Below are 18,750 nucleotides of genomic sequence, written 5' to 3'. Positions count from 1 at the left end.
GGAGGACTCACTTATGGATTATAACATTCGTGGTGAAAACATTGAGGTAACTCCAGCTCTACGCGAGTATGTAGAGAAAAAGATTGGAAAATTGGAAAAATATTTTAACAACACACCAAATGCAACAGTCTACGTAAACCTAAAGGTTTATAATGATAAAACAGCTAAGGTTGAAGTAACAATTCCAATGCCTAACCTTGTGCTTCGCGCAGAAGAAAGAAAAGAAGATATGTATGCGGCGATTGACACAATTACTGATAAGCTTGAGAGACAAATTCGCAAGCATAAAACTAAAGTAAATCGTAAGTTCCGTAATGATGGTAGTGTAGAAGTATTTGCTTTTGAAGGTGACGAGCCTGCAGTAGAAGTAGTAGATTCAGAGGAAAGTGAACTGGAAGTTGTACGTAATAAGCGTTTTGACCTAAAGCCAATGGACAGTGAAGAAGCAATTCTTCAAATGAACATGCTTGGTCATAACTTCTTCGTTTACACAAATGCTGAAACAGAAGCGACAAATGTTGTGTACAAACGTAAAGACGGCCGTTATGGTTTAATTGAACCTAATTAAGCAGTAACGAAGTTCTTTCTATAATGTAAGTCTAAGGAGTCGGCTTTTCATGTATCGTAAAGATGCAGGGGAGTCGACTTTTTCTTTGTACTTTAAGAAAGTTTAACTTCATTAAAGGAATAAAGTATAAGAAAAGACATCGACTTTCGCCATTAGGGGCGATAAGTCGTGTTTTTCTAATGTAAGTTATCCCGTTCAAACTGGTGCTAAGACTCCCACTTCAACAAGGCAGTAAAGATACGTAGACGAGTAAGTGGGAGATCAAGCACCAGTAAGAACCCGATTGGTTCAACTAATAATCGATGGTGGATGAATGCCCCCCACCGATTAAAGTTTCACTTTATTGTTTCTATTTTTAGCAAAAAGGATAAGATGTTAAAGTAATCACTTTTGTTGAAACTAAATGTTCCTTTATTTCGTATAACAGGAATGAATGGTTGAAAGCTTGTTATTATAAGAAATGATTTTAGAGTAGTATAATGAAATTACTTACCTCTAGATACCTCGCATGTACCACACGTATTAATACAATGAAGTGAACATAGGATTTGTGGGCATTTTTGCTTTTACCTTAATAAAACCCATCGAACAGTATGGAACTTTCTTTTCAGCTTCGTTTCGAACTGAAAGTTTTAGCATTAGGTAGAACGAGCTAAATAGGTGGCAATCGCTCTAGTCAGTATGTTGTACCATACATGTAGAAGTGGTAATATAAAAAAATGGATATTTCTTTTTTAAGTTCATATATTGTAGTCTTTTGGACTATAGTTTAATCAAATTGTGTATTATTCATCATCACAAAACAGAGGAGCGTTTGTGAAATGTTATCGATTTTAAATAAAGTGTTTGATCAAAATAAGCGTGAAGTGAAACGTCTGCAGAAGTTGGCAGATCAAATAGAAGGTTTAGCAGCATCTACGGAAAAGCTTTCAGATGCTGAATTACAAGCGAAGACGGAAGAATTTAAAGAACGTTACCAAAAAGGTGAATCTTTAGATGCGATGTTAGTAGAGGCTTTTGCGGTTGTTCGTGAAGCATCTAAGCGTGTACTTGGAATGTATCCATTCCCTGTTCAGCTAATGGGGGGCGCGACTCTTCATGATGGTAATATCGCGGAGATGAAAACCGGGGAAGGTAAAACCCTTACTTCGACTATGCCTGTATACTTAAATGCGATTACAGGAAAAGGTGTTCATGTTATTACAGTCAATGAATACTTAGCGTCTCGTGATGCGACTGAAATGGGTCATTTATACGAGTTTCTAGGACTAACAGTAGGTTTGAATTTGACTGGTCTTTCAAGAGAAGAGAAACAAGAAGCATATCGTTGTGATATTACGTATGGAACGAATAATGAATTCGGATTCGATTATTTACGTGATAACATGGTGCTTTATAAAGAGCAAATGGTTCAACGTCCATTGCATTTCGCTGTAATTGATGAGGTTGACTCGATTTTAATTGATGAAGCGAGAACACCATTAATTATTTCTGGTAGTGCTCAAAAGTCTACGCAGCTTTATATGGTAGCGAATGCTTTTGTTCGTACGTTAACGAAAGACACGGATTATACGTATGATGAGAAGACAAAGGGTGTGCAGTTAACAGAAGAAGGTATTAACAAAGCTGAGCGTGCATTTAAGCTGGATAACTTATTCGATATTTCTCATGTTGCGTTAAACCATCATATTAATCAGGCGTTAAAAGCGCATGTTAGTATGCATAACGATGTTGACTATGTTGTACAAGATGGTGAAATTGTAATCGTTGACCAATTTACAGGTCGTCTTATGAAAGGTCGTCGTTACAGTGATGGTTTGCACCAAGCGATTGAAGCAAAAGAAGGCTTAGATATTCAAAACGAAAGCATGACGCTAGCGACTATTACATTCCAGAACTACTTCCGTATGTATGAGAAGCTAGCAGGTATGACGGGTACGGCGAAGACGGAGGAAGAGGAATTCCGTAACATTTATAATATGAATGTTGTTGTTATTCCGACGAACCGTGAGATTACACGTGATGACCGTGCTGATTTAATCTATGCATCTATGGCTGGTAAATTCAATGCAGTAGTTGAAGATATTAAGCAACGTTATGAAGCAGGACAACCAGTTCTTGTTGGTACGGTTGCGATTGAAACTTCGGAGTTAATTTCGCAGTTGTTAACGAAGCATAAGATTCCTCATAATGTATTGAATGCGAAAAACCATGGTCGTGAAGCAGAAATTATTCTAGATGCAGGTAAGCCTGGTTCTGTTACGATTGCTACAAACATGGCTGGTCGTGGTACAGATATCAAGCTCGGCGAAGGTGTAAAAGAACTTGGTGGACTAGCTGTAATTGGTACGGAACGACATGAGAGTCGTCGTATTGATAATCAGCTTCGTGGACGTTCAGGTCGTCAAGGAGACCCAGGGGTTACACAATTCTATCTATCTATGGAAGATGAGCTGATGCGTCGTTTTGGCTCTGATAATATGAAGAATATGATGTCTCGTCTAGGTATGGATGATTCTCAGCCAATTCAAAGTAAAATGGTAACGAAAGCGGTAGAATCTGCGCAGAAACGTGTTGAAGGTAATAACTTTGATGCACGTAAACAATTACTTCAATATGATGATGTATTACGTCAACAACGTGAAATCATTTATAAGCAACGTTTTGAAGTACTTGATGGTGAGAATTTACGTGAAATCGTTGAACGTATGATTGCTTCATCTGTTGAACGTCATGTAGGTGCTTTCACTAGTCAAGAAGATCAAATGAACTGGCATTTACAAGGTATTATTGATTATATCAATGGTAATCTTCTTCAAGAAGGTGTGATTACTGTAGCTGATTTACAAGGTAAAGAAGCTGACGAAATCATTGAATTGATTCTTGCGAAAGTGAAAGAATCATATGATGAGAAAAAAGCGCATTTAGAAGCTGAGCAAATGCGTGAATTCGAAAAAGTAATTGTACTTCGTGCTGTTGATAGTAAATGGATGGATCATATTGATGCGATGGAACAACTTCGTCAAGGTATTCACTTACGTGCGTATGGTCAAATCGATCCGTTAAGAGAATATCAGCAAGAAGGTTTTGCGATGTTTGAAGAAATGATTACATCGATTGAAGACGAAGTGGCTAAGTATATTATGAAAGCTGAAATTCGTAATAATCTTGAAAGACAAGAAGTAGCCAAAGGTCAAGCTGTTCATCCGAAAGAAGACGGCGAAGAAGTGAAGAAGAAACCAGTCCGCAAGAAAGCCGAAGTAGGGCGTAACAATCCATGTCCTTGCGGTAGCGGTAAAAAATATAAAAACTGTTGCGGGCGCGCATAAGTCGTGATTTAAGCAACAATGGAAAGAGGATGAGCAGTTATGATTGCCGCCTCTTTTCCTTTGTAATAGAATAAGTATGGTATTTTATTTTAGAAATTGATTTAGTGATGGTACTTGAAAGCTTCTATTCATATGAGTGCTGTTGCTTTTCTTGAATATATTATTTAGAGGTGAATGAGCATGGAATTAGCAGAAATTAGGTCAGAGCTCGAAAAAACAGCTAAGAAATTAGCGGACTTTAGGGGGTCTCTTTGACTTAGAAGAAAAAGAGGCACGTATTGCAGAGTTAGATAATATTATGACAGATCCAGATTTCTGGAATGATCAACAAAAGGCACAAGGTATTATCAATGAAGCAAATGGTTTGAAAGAATTGGTTGAGCAGTTTCATTCAATGAACGAAACACATGAGAATTTGGAGCTTACTTTTGAGTTATTGAAAGAAGAACAAGATGAAGAACTTGAAAGTGAATTAATAGAAGAGTTAAATCAATTAACTGCGCAAATGAATGAGTATGAACTTCAAGCGTTGTTAAGTGGTGAATATGATCGAAATAATGCAATCTTAGAGCTTCACCCTGGTGCAGGTGGTACGGAGTCTCAAGATTGGGGTTCTATGTTGTTACGTATGTATACTCGTTGGGCTGAGAAGCAAGGCTTCAAAGTTGAAACTCTTGACTATTTAGCTGGTGATGAAGCTGGTATTAAGAGTGTGACGCTTTTAATTAAAGGTCATAATGCGTATGGTTACTTGAAAGCTGAGAAAGGTGTTCATCGTCTTGTACGTATTTCACCGTTTGATGCTTCTGGTCGTCGTCATACGTCATTTGTTTCATGCGATGTTATGCCTGAATTTGATGACAATATTGAAGTTGATATTCGTACGGAAGATTTGAAGATTGATACGTATCGTGCAACAGGTGCCGGTGGTCAGCATATTAATACGACGGATTCAGCCGTTCGTATTACACATATTCCAACAGGTGTTGTTGTAACGTGTCAAACGGAGCGTTCACAAATTAAGAACCGTGAACGTGCAATGAACATGTTGAAATCAAAATTATATCAACGTGAAATCGAAGAGCAACAAGCGAAGCTTGATGAAATTCGTGGTGAGAAGAGCGATATTAGCTGGGGAAGCCAAATTCGTTCTTATGTCTTCCATCCATATTCAATGGTAAAAGACCATCGTACAGGTACAGAAACAGGTAACGTTCAAGCTGTAATGGATGGCGATCTTAATGCATTCATTGATGCTTATTTACGTTCGAAGTTAGCATAATTCAATTGTAAGAAAACTGTCAGGATTAATTTCTGACAGTTTTTTTGTTTTTAAAGTTAAAAAATAGAATTATCTCATGATTAGTGATGGATAGGAAATAATAAATGAAGAGAATGGATAATGTTGATTGATTTACCGCTTTACTACGTTATCTGGCTGTTATTTACACGTTTTTATCTGTGGTGCTATACTCATTTTTGGCAAAAAATAAAAAAAGCCTCTTTTTAGAAGATGATAATGTGGAGGATCTTGATGAATAACATGAGTTTTTGGAATAAGGCAATGGAGTATGTTTACGTATTAGTAGGTTCAGCAATTGTGGCGATTGCCTTTAATGTGTTTTTACTTCCGAACCAGATTGCTTCGGGTGGAGTTAGTGGAATTAGTACGATTATGTATGCGAAGTTTGGGTTAGAGCCTGCATTCGTACAATGGTCTTTGAATATACCACTATTTATTGCAGGTTTTATTTTGCTTGGCACACAGTTTGGTGTGAAAACATTGGCAGGTACTATTTTCTTTCCGTTTGTGGTGTTTTTAACAAATGATTGGGATCCTTGGACGTCAGATGCGTTGCTTGGTGCTATATTTGGTGGAATGGGTGTTGGTCTTGGCCTTGGAATTGTATTTAAAGGAAAGGCTTCAACCGGTGGAACGGATTTGGCTGCGCAGATCTTACATAAATATACGCATATTAGTTTAGGGAAATGTGTGGCAGCTATTGATGGATTAATTGTGTTAGCGGCTTGTTTGGTCTTTGATATAGAGAAGGGTTTATATGCGTTAATTGGTTTGTATGCTACTGGTAAAACCATCGACCTTATTCAGATGGGATTTGATCACACGAAAATGACGTTGATTATTACGAATAAGGAAGAGGAAATTCGTAAAGCGATTTTTGAACATATCGATCGAGGCGTTACGGAGCTTAGTGGAAAAGGTGGCTATACAGATAGTGATAAGCCGGTATTGCTTTGTGTGGTTAATAACTCGCAATTCACAAAATTGAAACAATTAGTCAAAAGCATTGACCCACATGCATTCGTGGTTGTTACAGATGCATCAGAAGTACTAGGGAAAGGTTTTAATAATGCGTAGTATGGTATAATATTGGTGTATTTGTAACTTTTTTCTAAGGGGGAGTTTGTGTGAACAAAAAGCTACTTGCTTTGTTTTTGGGTACTTCTCTTGTTCTAGCAGCGTGTGGGGGAGATAAAGCGGAAGAAAAACCAGCTGAAAAGGGAGAAGCAGGCACTACGTCAACTGCTGATGCTGGTGAAGAAGCAAAGTTATATGACAACAAATGTTCAGGATGTCATGGGGGTAATCTTGAAGGCGGTGTAGGACCAGCGCTTGATAAGGTTGGAGCATCTAAGTCGAAGGAAGATATCGAAAAGATTATTAATGAAGGAAAAGGTGCTATGCCTTCTGGTGTCATTCCAGCAGACTCAGCTACAAAAGTTGCAGCATGGTTAGCAGAGAAAAAATAAAATTCAAGAAAAGAAATAAGCTATTCCTAATACACTATAGGTTTAGCTTTTTTTAATGGACATTTTGCGTTAGAATGAATAGGTTGGTTTAAATGGAGTATGTAAAAAACGTTATATTTGTCATATGAATTTGAAATGAAAATGTAATATTATTTACCCTGTATATGACAAAATTTGATGATATAATTGCTTATGTTAGTCAAATAGGTTTAGTAGATTGTATATTATTGCATCATATGAACGAAGCCTGTCGAAAACAGGCTTTTATACTGAATAAGCTCTGGAAATATGAATTGAGCGAAATATAGGTGGTTTTTTTATGATAGAAATGGTTGATGTTAATAAAACTTATCCGAATGGCGTTATAGCCGTAAATGGAATTAGCGTAAAGATAAAAAAAGGTGAGTTTGTTTACGTAGTTGGTCCGAGTGGTGCTGGGAAATCATCATTTATTAAAATGATGTATCGTGAAGAAAAGCCTACAAGTGGAACTATTACTGTGAACGGTGTAAGTCTAGCAAAAATAAGAAATTCAAAGGTTCCGATCTTTAGAAGAAATATTGGAGTAGTCTTTCAAGATTTTAAACTATTACCAACTCTAACTGTCTATGAGAATATTGCCTTTGCATTAGAAGTAATTGAAATAGAACCAAAAGAGATTAAAGAGCGTGTTATGGAAGTGCTTGATCTTGTTGGTTTAAAACATAAAGCTCGAATGATATCGACTGATCTTTCAGGTGGAGAACAACAGCGTGTTTCAATCGCACGTGCGATTGTTAATAAACCGAAAGTAGTTATTGCTGATGAGCCAACAGGTAACTTAGATCCTGAAACGTCATGGGAAATCATGAATATTTTCGAGGAAGTAAACAAGCGTGGAACAACGGTAGTAATGGCTACTCATAATAAAGAGATTGTAGACAATTTAAGACATCGTGTAATCGCTATTGAAAGCGGAAAGATTATACGTGATGAACAACGAGGTGACTACGGATATGAATATTAATAGTCTTAAACGTCACTTTAGAGAGAGCTTTAAGAGCCTTGGACGTAATGGTTGGATGACATTTGCATCAGTTAGTTCTGTAACAGTTACCCTTCTTCTTGTAGGTGTATTCTTTGTTATCATGATGAACTTAAACAACATCGCGAAAAATGTTGAAAATGATGTAGAAATTCGCGTGCATATTGATGTTGCGGCAACGCAAGCGGATATTGATAAAATAGGAACAGAATTGAAGGATATCTCTAAAATAGATAAAGTAACCTTCTCTAGTAAAGAACAGGAATTAAATAAGTTAAAAGATTCACTAGGTAAATCTTTTAGTTTATTTGAACAAGATAATCCACTGCGTAACGTGTATGAGGTGAAAACAAAAACACCTAAAGATGTTACAAGTGTAGCGAAGAAGATTTCGAAATTAGAATTTGTAGATAGCGTTCAATACGGTAAAGAATATGTAGAGAAGCTATTTGACTTCGTTGACATTGCAAGAAATATTGGACTAGCACTAACAATTGGTTTATTGTTTACAGCTATGTTCTTAATCTCTAATACAATTAAAATTACAATTGTTGCGCGTAGAAAAGAAATTGAGATTATGCGTTTAGTAGGTGCTACAAACTCCTTTATTCGTTGGCCATTCTTCCTAGAAGGCTTATGGCTAGGTATGTTAGGAGCAGTTATTCCAATTATCTTAATCGCAACAACTTACTATAATATGTACGAATATATGACTCCTCGTATCGGTAATAAGTTCGTAGAATTACTATCATTTAGTCCATTTATATACCAAGTATCTAGTGTGTTAATTCTAATTGGTGCTGTAATTGGTGTTTGGGGAAGTATGATGTCTGTACGTAAGTTCTTAAAAATCTAAACAGTGATGCGGGCCTACTATAGGTCCGCATCTTATTAGCTTAATTAGTAGAATAGAAATAGAAAGATAAGGGTGACGAGAATATTGAAAAGCAAATTATTCGTATTAAATGCAGCCGCTGTAATAGGACTTAGTAGTATTCTTGCTGCTCCTGCTGCATACGCGGAATCAATTAATAGTTTAGAAAATAAAAAGAGTCAAATTCAAGATCAACGCTCAGGTTTAGAATCAAAAGTAAATACAGCGAATGATAAAATTAAGCAATTGCAAGATCAACAAGATAAAACGCGTGCTGAAATGAAGCGAATTGATTTAGCTATCGGTGAGACGAATACTAAAATTCGTGAAAAAAATGAGCAAATTACAACTACAAAAGCTGAAATAGAAAAGCTGAAAGCAGAGATTGTTGTTCTAAAAGAACGTATTGCGAAACGTAATGATATCTTAAAACAACGCGCGCTAACTTACCAAGAGAATGGTGGTAAAACGAATTATTTAGAAGTAATCTTTGGCGCATCAAGCTTTGGTGATTTAATTGATCGTGTGTCAGCTGTTTCTGAAATTATGCAGGCTGATGAAGCTCTAGTAAATCAACATGAAGCTGATAAAAAGCAACTTGAAGAGACACAACAACAAGTAGAAAATAAATTAGCTTCTTTAGAATCTATGAAAAAAGATTTAGAATCTATGAAAGCTAAACTATCAACGCAAAAAGTAGAAAAAGATAAGTTAATGGCTCAGTTAGAAAAAGAAGAAAAAGACACTCATACATATAAGATGAGCTTAGAAGAAGAAGATGAAATGCTAGCAGCTCAGCAAGCGACAATTAGTAAAGCAATCGCTTTAGAGAAGCAACGCCAGAAAGAATTAGAAGAAGCACGTAAAAAAGCAGCTCAACAAGCGGCATTAAATAATGCTTCAAGTGGTGGCTCTGGTAGTAGTTCTAGTAGTAATTCTGGTGGCAGTTCATCAGGTGGAAATGTCAGCAATGAAAGACCAGCCATTTCAGGCGGTGCCTTTACAAGACCAGCTGTCGGTACACTAACGTCAGGATTTGGTGGACGTTGGGGTGCATTCCACTATGGTGTGGATATTGCGAATTCAGCTGATGTGCCAATCTTAGCAGCAGCAGATGGAATTGTAGCGCGTTCATACTATTCTTCATCATATGGTAATGCAGTGTTTATTACACACTCTATTAATGGTCAAATCTATACAACAGTTTATGCACATATGGAAAGTCGTATGGTAAGTACGGGAGCAACAGTTAGCAAAGGTCAACAAATCGGTATTATGGGGAACACAGGCGAATCCAAAGGACAACATCTACACTTTGAATTACACAAAGGTAGCTGGACACCTTCTAAGAGCGGTGCGATTAACCCAGTTGGAATCGTTCCTCTATAATAAAAAAAGACATCTTACAAATTGTGAGATGTCTTTTTTTATTACCCGGTACTAAAGATACGAGAAAAAACGTTACAAGAAAGTTCAAGAAGTCTGTGAAGGAATAGCAATTGAAAAGGGTATAATTCATTTGTAAGAAATATTACTATATTGAAAAATTATTAAATAGAAACATAATATTTCTTATTTGGAAAAACTTGTGAAATGTTGAACGAACTTATTTAGGAGGAGATTTAACATGATGTACTATTTACCAAGCAAGAATTTAATTGGAAGAGACTGTTTGAATGAGTTAGGATCAGAGGTTCAAAATTTTGGCTTTAAGAAAGCGCTAGTTGTAACAGATAAAGTGTTGAATGGTAATGGAGTTGTAAAGAAAGTAACAGATCAGCTAGACAAAGTGGATGTAGCATATACGATTTACGATGAAGTAAATCCAAATCCTACTTGTGCAGAAGTACATAAGGGTGTAGAGATTTTGAAGCTTGAGAACTGTGATTTTATTCTTTCAATCGGTGGTGGTTCTCCACAAGACTGTGCAAGTGCAATTAGTATTCTAGCAACAAATGGCGGTAATATCCGTGATTATGAAGGTATAAATAAGTCGAAGAAATTAGGTTTTCCAACAATTGCGGTAAATACAACGGCTGGAACATCTGCAGAGATTACGATTAACTATGTTATTACAGATGAAGATCGTGGCGTGAAAATGGTATGTGTAGATAAGAACAGTTTAGCATTATTATCTGTTAATGACCCAACTTTAATGTTCGACAAGCCTGCAAGTTTAACTGCAGCAACTGGTATGGATGCTTTAACGCATGCAATTGAAACAATTGTTACCCCAGGTGCAACGCCTCTTACAGATGCAACAGCACTAGAAGCTGTAAAAATCATCTTCAAGTATCTTCCAACTGCTGTAAAAGATGGGCATAATGTAGAAGCTCGTGAACAAATGGCATATGCTTGTTTTCTAGCTGGTATGGCTTTCTCAAATGCTGGATTAGGTTTTGTACATGCGATGGCACACCAATTAGGTGGGGTATACAATCTTCCACATGGCGTATGTAATGCAATGCTTCTACCAATTGTAGAACGTGAAAATGCGAAACATGCACCGAAGAAGTTCCGCTTCATTGCAGCTAAACTTGGCCTTGATGTAATGGGCAAATCTGATGAAGAGTGCAGTCAATTTGTTTTAGACAACATTGTCGCGTTATCGGAAGAAGTAGGAATTCCTAAATCACTAAAAGAGCTTGGTGTAGAGAATCCAGATTTAGACCTTCTTGCAGAAAATTCTCTAAAAGATGCTTGTGCTCCTGGCAATCCATTCATGCCAACTAAAGAAGAAACAATCGAGATGTTTAAAGAAATTTTATAGAATGTGCGATATGAAAGCTCTGTAAAGATTAATCTTTGCAGAGCTTTTTTTAAAACATATAATGTCCAAGCTATACATACATTGATAGAAAGTCAAGATAATTTCTTAAATGTTGAAAAGAGCCTGTTGTGAGAGTGCAGCCATGACAATCAGTCTACTAAAGCAACCTCTTTTGAAAGGAGCTCATTATGACGAAAAAGTGGATGCTTCCGGCAGCTATAACTGTATCGCTTACGGTAGGTGTTGCAGGTGGAATGTATGTTGGTCCTGATATTTTCTTGAAATGGAAGACTCCAAAGAATGATACGAGTGAGGAAGGACATTCTTTACAAATAGATTCAAAGACTGATTTAACAAAAGTAAAGCAAGCATATGATTTAATTCGTCAGTATTATTTTAAAGAAGTTGATGAAGATGTACTAATGTCGGGGGCGATACAGGGAATGGTATCGACCTTGAATGACCCGTACTCTGTTTATATGAATAAAGATGTTTCAGCACAATTTAATCAAGCATTAGATTCATCATTCGATGGAATAGGTACGGAAATCGGTGTAGAAAATGATAAGGTTATTATTGTTGCTCCTTATAAAAATTCACCTGCTGAAAAAGCTGGTCTGAAGCCGAAGGATGAAATTATTTCTATTGATGGAAAAATAGTAAAAGGATTAAATGTACAAGAAATTAGCATGAAAATTCGCGGGAAAAAAGGGACAAAAGTAACGTTAGAAATTAAGCGCTCAGGCGTTTCAAAAACACAAACTTTCGCTATTAAGAGAGATAAAATACCAGTTGAAACGGTTATGTCCGAAGTGAAGGAAGAAAGCGGAAAGAACATTGGTTATATTGAAATATCATCTTTTTCGAAAGATACATCGAAAGATTTCGAGAAGCAATTGAAAGCACTTGAGAAAAAAGACATTGAGGGACTTATCATTGATGTACGAGGAAATCCTGGTGGATTGCTTTCTTCTGTAGAAGAGATTTTGAATGAGCTGATAACGAATGATAACCCTTATTTGCAAACGGAAAATAGAAGTGGTGAGCAAACGGAATATTATACGAAGTTAAAAGAAAAGAAACCGTATAATATTGTTGCTCTTATTGATAGAGGGAGTGCTTCTGCATCTGAAATATTAGCGGCAGCTTTACAAGAAGCAGGTGGATATGCTCTTATTGGTGAAAAATCCTACGGCAAGGGGACCGTTCAGCAAGCTATTCCAATGAATGATGGTAGTGATGTGAAACTAACGGTTTCCAAATGGTTAACGCCGAAAGGTAATTGGATTCATCAAAAAGGTATTGAACCGACGATTGAGATTAAGCAGCCTGATTTATTTTGGACACAGCCTATCAATATTGACAAATCTTTAAAACGAGATATGACAAACGAGCAAGTGAAGCATGCACAAGAGATATTAAAAGGTCTCGGCTATGAACCAGGAAGAGAAGATGGTTATTATGACTTACGGACAGAGATAGCAGTAAGAGCGTTTCAAAAAAGTGAGGGTTTAAAAGCGACTGGAAATATTAATTTAAAAACAGCAAATGCTTTGGAAGATGAAATCAAAGATGAAATGAAAGATAAAGATAATGATATGCAGCTTCGAGCTGCAATACGCTATTTGTTGAAATAGGTGAGTGATGAGCACTTTAGTGAAATAGATAAGTGCTCTTTTTTGCTTTATTTTTGGCATAGGAATTGTAGCTCGTCTTTGATAAAATAGTAGTTAGCATATTTAGTATATTGTGAAAGGAAGGTGTACTTAGGTGGGAACAGAATGGGTCGTAGAATTAGTAAAGGGCATCGGTAAACTCTTTTTGAATCCACTATTTTACTATTCCTTTTTGCTTTGTATCGTAATGGGTTATCGACGTGTTAAGCAGGAAAGAAAAGACTTCAAGATTCGTGTGCAAGATGGTTTATATGAAATGAGAAATCTTCTGCCAATGGGAGTTGTGATTGGCTTAGTGCTTTCAATTTTGACGATTACTTTAGGGTTTACTATTCCTATTGTAGCTATACAAGTGATCGTTATTATGACAATTTTAATGAGTTTAACAACGAGATTTCGATTTTTATCACCTACATATGTCATAGGTATTACTATTTTCGTATTGTTTTTTCTTTACAAAAAAGATGTTCCTATTTCATTTCTAGGGGATGCAATTAATGAAATGGACGGTCAACTTTTTCCTGCATTAGCGATTGTGATGGGACTATTAATGATTGCTGAAGGAATTTTGATAAAGAAAAATGCGAGTAAGAGTACCTCTCCAAAGTTGATTACATCGAATAGAGGTATGATTGTTGGAGCGCATGGTTCTAAGAGAGTTTGGATGATTCCGCTTATGCTTTTTGTTCCTGGTGGTGAGCTTGCTTCACCATTTGACTGGTGGCCGGTGCTTTCACTAGGTGAAGGTATACAAGTAACGCCAATTCTAGTTCCATTCTTATTAGGCTTTTCGCAACAAGTACATGGAAGCTTGCCGAAGGAGTCCATTCAGATTAGTGGGCAAAGAATCATTGCTTTAGGAATACTCGTATTGGCTATTGCAATCGGTAGCATTTGGTTGCCTATACTTACTATAGCGGCTGCCACTATTGCTATTCTAGGAAGAGAATTGACATACTATTTTAATAAGCTTCACGAACAACAATCTCCCTTTTATTTTTCCAAACGAGATCATGGGGTACTTATTTTAGGAATTATTCCAGATTCACCAGCTGATAAAATGGCTTTAGAAGTCGGCGAAATTATAACGAAAGTAAATGGGACACCAGTACATACCGAAAAGCAGCTTTACGAAGCATTGCAATATAATCCCGCTCATTGCAAACTAGAAATATTAGACTCCAATAATCAAGTTCGCCTGGTGCAGAAAGCTCTTTTCCAAGGTGAGCATTATGAACTTGGCATTCTATTTATTCCAGAGGATCGGAATGAGAAGCAGACGGGATAATTGTTGTGTGATTTTCCATAATTAGTTAGAAATTTTTCAAAATAAGCTGGAGTGGTTTTTCAAAATTAATTGGAATTACTTGATAGCAAAAAAGCATGTTTCTGAAAATCATTGAAACATGCTTTTTTTAGTTAAGGTTATTGCACTAAAGCACCCGATAGTTTAAGTATATTCTTTCACAAACTTTATGATTGTGTTATCAAAAATCTCTATCCTTTTGTTATAAAAATGCAGTGTGAGAACTGCAAAACATTTTACTCTTTTGTTTTTTTATTACATAATCAACCTTGTGTTTCCTTGTAATAAAATGTAAAAACTATTCATCTTAAGTGATACAATTATCAAAAACAGGTGGGATTTTTAATGAACTATGATGATCTGATAGCCCAACTATTTTTATTTGTTATCACATTAGCAATATTATTTGGTGTTTATCGTGTTATTAAATTTGTATTTTCCCTAAAGAATCAGTCCAGTAATTCAAAGTCAGTTGAGGAAAAACTTGATAAAGTTATTGAATTACTAGAGAAAGATAAGAAAAGTTAATCTCTTCAGTTTGAAGGGATTTTTCTTTTAGATGACTAAATCATCCTTTTGTTTCCTAATCTTTCTTAATTCAAATTAACCAAAAATTGTATCTTTTCATAAAATTAAGTCTTAATTATGGTAGAAACTTCTGGTTGGGTTAATCTGCTTACATTTACAACTTTGCTATATTATATAGTTCCGATTGTTTTCGTAATTTGGTTTGTAATAAAATATTTCAAAATACAAAAGGAACGAAATGAACTTTTAAGGCAAATTTCCGAAAAACTAGATAAACCCCAAGAATAGAGACGAGAATAACTCGTCTTTTATCCTTGCGAAACTAAATAACTCTTTAGTTTAGTATTAGTAAATGACATAATTCTTCTTCCACTAACCTGCCCCGTTAGTCCAAAAAGAAAAAGCTACCCATAATTAAAGTGGACTAAATTTTTTTAATGAATGATGAAAAATTGTGGCATTTGTTCTAAGTATAGATACCTCATTCTAATTAATTATGAAAAAAACGCGTCCTAAATCCTTAAATCATTAGTTGGAAATTTTTCATATTAAGTTTGAATGGTTTTTCATAATTAATTGGAATTGTATTAAATAAATGATAAGAAGGTAATCATTTTTAGATTATCTTCTTTTCATATTCATTGAAATCTTTGTTGGAGAAATAATACATCATGAAAAACCTTTTGATTTCATTTACGAATTGCAATATGCCTATAAATCTTAATTAATGATAATCATTATTGTGCAAGCTCTACTTCTTTTTAAAAAAGAGGCTAAGAACACTCATTATTTTTCTTTTTATCGAAAAATAGCCATAATAGTGTAACAACAGCTGCTAGCATAACCATTAAGAATCCATACAAAGGTGTATGTGCTAACGATTGATGGTGAATAATGAAGCCTCCAATATATGATCCTAAAAATATTCCTATGTTGAAAGCGGAAATATTTAATGCTGAGGCCATTGAAATAGCTGAAGGCACATATTTTTCAGATAGTAGTAAAGCATATAATTGCAAACCAGGAACATTCATGAACATAAATAGACCCATTATCAGTACCATAATTAATCCGATAATCGGTGATTCAAGAGCGTAGCCAATGCCAAGTAACGCTAATGCAAGACCAACAAAAATAATAAAGATTGAACGAATCGGATTTTGATTAGCGAAATGGCCACCTAGTGTATTACCAATAGCTACGCAAATACCATAGACAACTAATATAATGACTACCGCATGTGGCGAATAACCCATATATTGTTCCAAAATAGGTGAAACATACGTGTAGACAACGAAGGCACCTCCGTATCCAATTGCTGTAATGAAAAGTATTAATAACATTCGAATATTGCCTAATACCTTACCGATATCACGTAAAGAGATTGGATTACCTTTTGATAATTGGTTGGGTACTAAAAAAGCATTACTAATTAAACCGATAATCCCGATAATGACGATAAAGATAAACGACATACGCCAGTCTGTTACTTGTCCAATAAATGTACCAAGTGGGACACCAGTCACAGTAGCTAATGTTAATCCTGTAAACATAAAGGCAATAGCACTTGCTCGTTTATTTGGTTCAACTACATCTGCCGCTATGACAGAAGCGATGGACATAAACACACCATGTGATAATGCTGAAATAATACGTCCTATTAACAGGATAGAGAAAATAGGTGCTATAGCTGCGGTTAAGTTCCCAACTATAAAAATGGTCATAACAAGCAATAAAACTGTTTTTCGACTAAGGGGAGATGTTAAGGCTGTTAATAATGGAGCCCCAACAGTGACGCCAAGTGCATATATAGAAACGGTTAAGCCTGCTGTGCTTAAAGATATACCAAAGTCATCTGTAATTAATGGTAAAAGCCCGACACTGATAAATTCAGTAGACCCTATACCAAATGCACTGATTGCAAGTGCTAGCAAAGTTAATTTAGCACTTGGCTTTTTTGAATGTGACATACTACTAATATCTCCTTTGATTTTTTATATCATGTGTAGTAATATTCATACACGCCTAAAAGATATGTAGAGTACTTTTGGTTATTTTTGAATATTACGGGGGTTACTATGCAAAAAATTTATAATATTGGTGTTGAAGCTACGCTTGAAGTCATTGGTGGTAAATGGAAACCAATCATTCTTTGTCATTTAAACCACCATGGTAAAATTCGAACAAATGAGTTTCGACGATTGATTCCAGGAATTTCACAAAAAATGCTCACAAGTCAATTAAGAGAGTTAGAGCAAGATGGATTAATCCTTCGAACAGTCTTCAATCAAGTACCGCCGAAAGTTGAATATTCCTTAACGCCCTATGGACAAGGAATGGAACCGATTCTGAACATGCTTTGCACTTGGGGCGAAAAGCATGTTGAAGTATTACAGGTTAAAGGCGAAGATGTAATTTTAAAACAACGTGATGAAATAGCCAAGTAGCAAACATCGTAATGAGAGGAGAAAGAGACTGTCAAACACCAGACAGTCTCTTTTCCTTTTAATGCTTATAGAGCAAAGTCGTATTCATCTGGATTTGGTCCAATTCGTTGTTCAAGATTCATTGCATTGATCATAGCCATTTCTTCATCTGTTAGATTAAAGTCGAAAATATCGGCGTTTTGCATCATTCGTTCTCTGCGCACAGATTTTGGAATAGTGATAATGCCGTTTTGTACATCCCAGCGTAAAATAACTTGAGCGTTTGATTTTCCATATTTTGTTGCGATTTTAGAAATAGTTTCATCTTCAAGAAGTCCACCTTGCATTAAAGGTGCCCATGCTTCAAGTTGAATTTGGTGCTTGTCACAGAATGAACGAAGCTCAATTTGTTGCAAGCGTGGGTGGAATTCCACCTGATTCAAAACAGGTTTAATACGAGCAAATGATAATAAATTTTGTAAGTGTGAAACAGTAAAGTTACAAACACCAATTGCCTTGATCTTTCCTTGATTATATAGGTCTTCTAGCGCTTTCCAAGATTCAGCATATTTATCTTTACCTGGCCAATGAATAAGATAAAGATCTAAATAATCTAACCCTAGTTTTTGTAGGCTCTCTTCATATGCAGCGATGGTTTCATCATAGTTTAATCCGTCATTCCATACTTTTGATGTAATAAACAGGTCTTCACGTCGTAAGCCAGTAGATGCTAAAGCTTGTTTAATACCTTCTCCTACACCAGCTTCATTGCCGTAAATAGTGGCTGTATCAATGCTTCGATAACCAACCTCAATAGCTTTTTTAACCATCTCAGCAGTAGCATCATTCTCTACTTGAAAAACACCTAAACCCATACCAGGCATTTGTAGGCCGTTATTTAATGTGATTGTATCTTGTAAATGATTAATCATGTTGAATCCTCCAATTGTTTGATAGCTTATTACTCCTTTATTATGAGGCCCCTATAGAGTAAAAAGAAGTACGCACATTTTTGTTACATAGAAACGTGAAGGTAACTTTTGTGAGTTGACAAGGGTTAGAGGCACCTAAATCTCTATTTCAATTTCAATCACCATCTTTTTATCAGTATTTTCCTAATTATATAGCCAAGAAAACGTGGGCAAACTAGTTTCTATTTGAACTATCCTGCACCGTTAGTGACATAACAAAAAAGGCTGCCTATTAGCAGCCTTGATCTTCAACTCTAGCACCCATTAAGTACATGTATTGCCAAACTTAATTTTTAAATCATTACAAGAATGCTGCTCCTTTCATATTATGAGGTCACCAGATATTTCTTATCGTAAGAGTTTTAAAGTTTCTCATACTCTAGATGGGCTTAGTTCACTTGTAGATTTTCTTCAGGAAATTAAGAGAGATACAGGTAAGAAACCACTTATTATTTAGTTAAAGTAGAAAAGATATATATCAAAAAATACAAATCATAAAACCATGA

The 18,750-nt window shown here is 35.8% G+C and carries 15 protein-coding genes; 13 read left to right on the top strand and 2 right to left on the bottom strand.

The window, feature by feature from the left end; translation table 11 throughout:
* The first annotated feature begins 13 nt into the window (after positions 1 to 13).
* The 12 genes from hpf to TX86_RS17185 all read left to right on the top strand — a co-directional run bounded on the left by hpf (position 14) and on the right by TX86_RS17185 (position 14,847).
* On the top strand, positions 14 to 568 hold the full coding sequence (hpf, locus tag TX86_RS17240) for a ribosome hibernation-promoting factor, HPF/YfiA family (protein WP_042350828.1): 555 nt from the start codon (positions 14 to 16) through the stop codon (positions 566 to 568).
* Positions 569 to 1,389: 821 nt separating this feature from the next.
* Positions 1,390 to 3,897 (top strand): preprotein translocase subunit SecA, encoded by a 2,508-nt coding sequence (secA, locus tag TX86_RS17235; RefSeq protein ID WP_042350827.1) that lies wholly within the window; start codon positions 1,390 to 1,392, stop codon positions 3,895 to 3,897.
* A 180-nt stretch (positions 3,898 to 4,077) separates the two neighbouring features.
* Positions 4,078 to 5,179, top strand: a protein-coding gene (prfB, locus tag TX86_RS17230) for a peptide chain release factor 2 (protein ID WP_154663152.1) whose coding sequence is annotated in 2 segments (ribosomal slippage) — positions 4,078 to 4,149 and positions 4,151 to 5,179 — 1,101 coding nt in all. Because the reading frame shifts where the segments join, the coding sequence is not laid out codon by codon here.
* Positions 5,180 to 5,431: 252 nt separating this feature from the next.
* On the top strand, positions 5,432 to 6,277 hold the full coding sequence (locus tag TX86_RS17225) for a YitT family protein (protein ID WP_081707736.1): 846 nt from the start codon (positions 5,432 to 5,434) through the stop codon (positions 6,275 to 6,277).
* Between the two features lie 50 nt (positions 6,278 to 6,327).
* Entirely contained in the window at positions 6,328 to 6,669 is a 342-nt protein-coding gene (gene cccB, locus TX86_RS17220) for a cytochrome c551 (protein WP_042350823.1), read from the top strand.
* Positions 6,670 to 6,988: 319 nt separating this feature from the next.
* Positions 6,989 to 7,675: a cell division ATP-binding protein FtsE gene (gene ftsE, locus TX86_RS17215; protein ID WP_042350821.1), complete on the top strand. Its 687-nt coding sequence runs from the start codon at positions 6,989 to 6,991 to the stop codon at positions 7,673 to 7,675.
* Positions 7,665 to 8,549 (top strand): permease-like cell division protein FtsX, encoded by an 885-nt coding sequence (ftsX, locus tag TX86_RS17210; RefSeq protein ID WP_042350820.1) that lies wholly within the window; start codon positions 7,665 to 7,667, stop codon positions 8,547 to 8,549. Before ftsE ends, ftsX begins: the two co-directional genes overlap by 11 nt.
* A gap of 84 nt (positions 8,550 to 8,633) precedes the next feature.
* On the top strand, positions 8,634 to 9,956 hold the full coding sequence (locus TX86_RS17205; protein WP_042350818.1) for a murein hydrolase activator EnvC family protein: 1,323 nt from the start codon (positions 8,634 to 8,636) through the stop codon (positions 9,954 to 9,956).
* Between the two features lie 238 nt (positions 9,957 to 10,194).
* Positions 10,195 to 11,337, top strand: a complete 1,143-nt coding sequence (locus tag TX86_RS17200) for an iron-containing alcohol dehydrogenase (RefSeq protein ID WP_042350817.1) — start codon at positions 10,195 to 10,197, stop codon at positions 11,335 to 11,337.
* Between the two features lie 188 nt (positions 11,338 to 11,525).
* Positions 11,526 to 12,974, top strand: a complete 1,449-nt coding sequence (locus TX86_RS17195; protein WP_042350816.1) for a S41 family peptidase — start codon at positions 11,526 to 11,528, stop codon at positions 12,972 to 12,974.
* 133 nt (positions 12,975 to 13,107) lie between these two features.
* A complete protein-coding gene (locus tag TX86_RS17190; RefSeq protein ID WP_042350814.1) occupies positions 13,108 to 14,301 on the top strand; it encodes a PDZ domain-containing protein in 1,194 nt (397 codons plus the stop codon).
* A gap of 363 nt (positions 14,302 to 14,664) precedes the next feature.
* A complete protein-coding gene (locus TX86_RS17185) occupies positions 14,665 to 14,847 on the top strand; it encodes a DUF4083 family protein (protein WP_042350813.1) in 183 nt (60 codons plus the stop codon).
* A gap of 773 nt (positions 14,848 to 15,620) precedes the next feature.
* Here the strand turns inward: TX86_RS17185 and TX86_RS17180 are convergent.
* Positions 15,621 to 16,817, bottom strand: a complete 1,197-nt coding sequence (locus TX86_RS17180) for an MFS transporter (RefSeq protein ID WP_042350812.1) — start codon at positions 16,815 to 16,817, stop codon at positions 15,621 to 15,623.
* Positions 16,818 to 16,925: 108 nt separating this feature from the next.
* Here TX86_RS17180 and TX86_RS17175 point away from each other — a divergent pair, with 108 nt between their 5' ends.
* Positions 16,926 to 17,294: a winged helix-turn-helix transcriptional regulator gene (locus tag TX86_RS17175; RefSeq protein ID WP_042350810.1), complete on the top strand. Its 369-nt coding sequence runs from the start codon at positions 16,926 to 16,928 to the stop codon at positions 17,292 to 17,294.
* Positions 17,295 to 17,359: 65 nt separating this feature from the next.
* Here the strand turns inward: TX86_RS17175 and TX86_RS17170 are convergent, their stop codons facing one another.
* Positions 17,360 to 18,205, bottom strand: coding sequence for an aldo/keto reductase (locus TX86_RS17170; RefSeq protein ID WP_042350809.1), 846 nt, complete (start codon positions 18,203 to 18,205; stop codon positions 17,360 to 17,362).
* Between the last annotated feature and the right edge of the window lie 545 nt (positions 18,206 to 18,750).

Origin of the sequence: Bacillus massiliigorillae, from assembly GCF_000380245.2 — a bacterium.
Lineage (GTDB): Bacteria > Bacillota > Bacilli > Bacillales > DSM-1321 > Bacillus_AD > Bacillus_AD massiliigorillae.
This window is presented reverse-complemented; position numbering and strand designations above follow the sequence as displayed.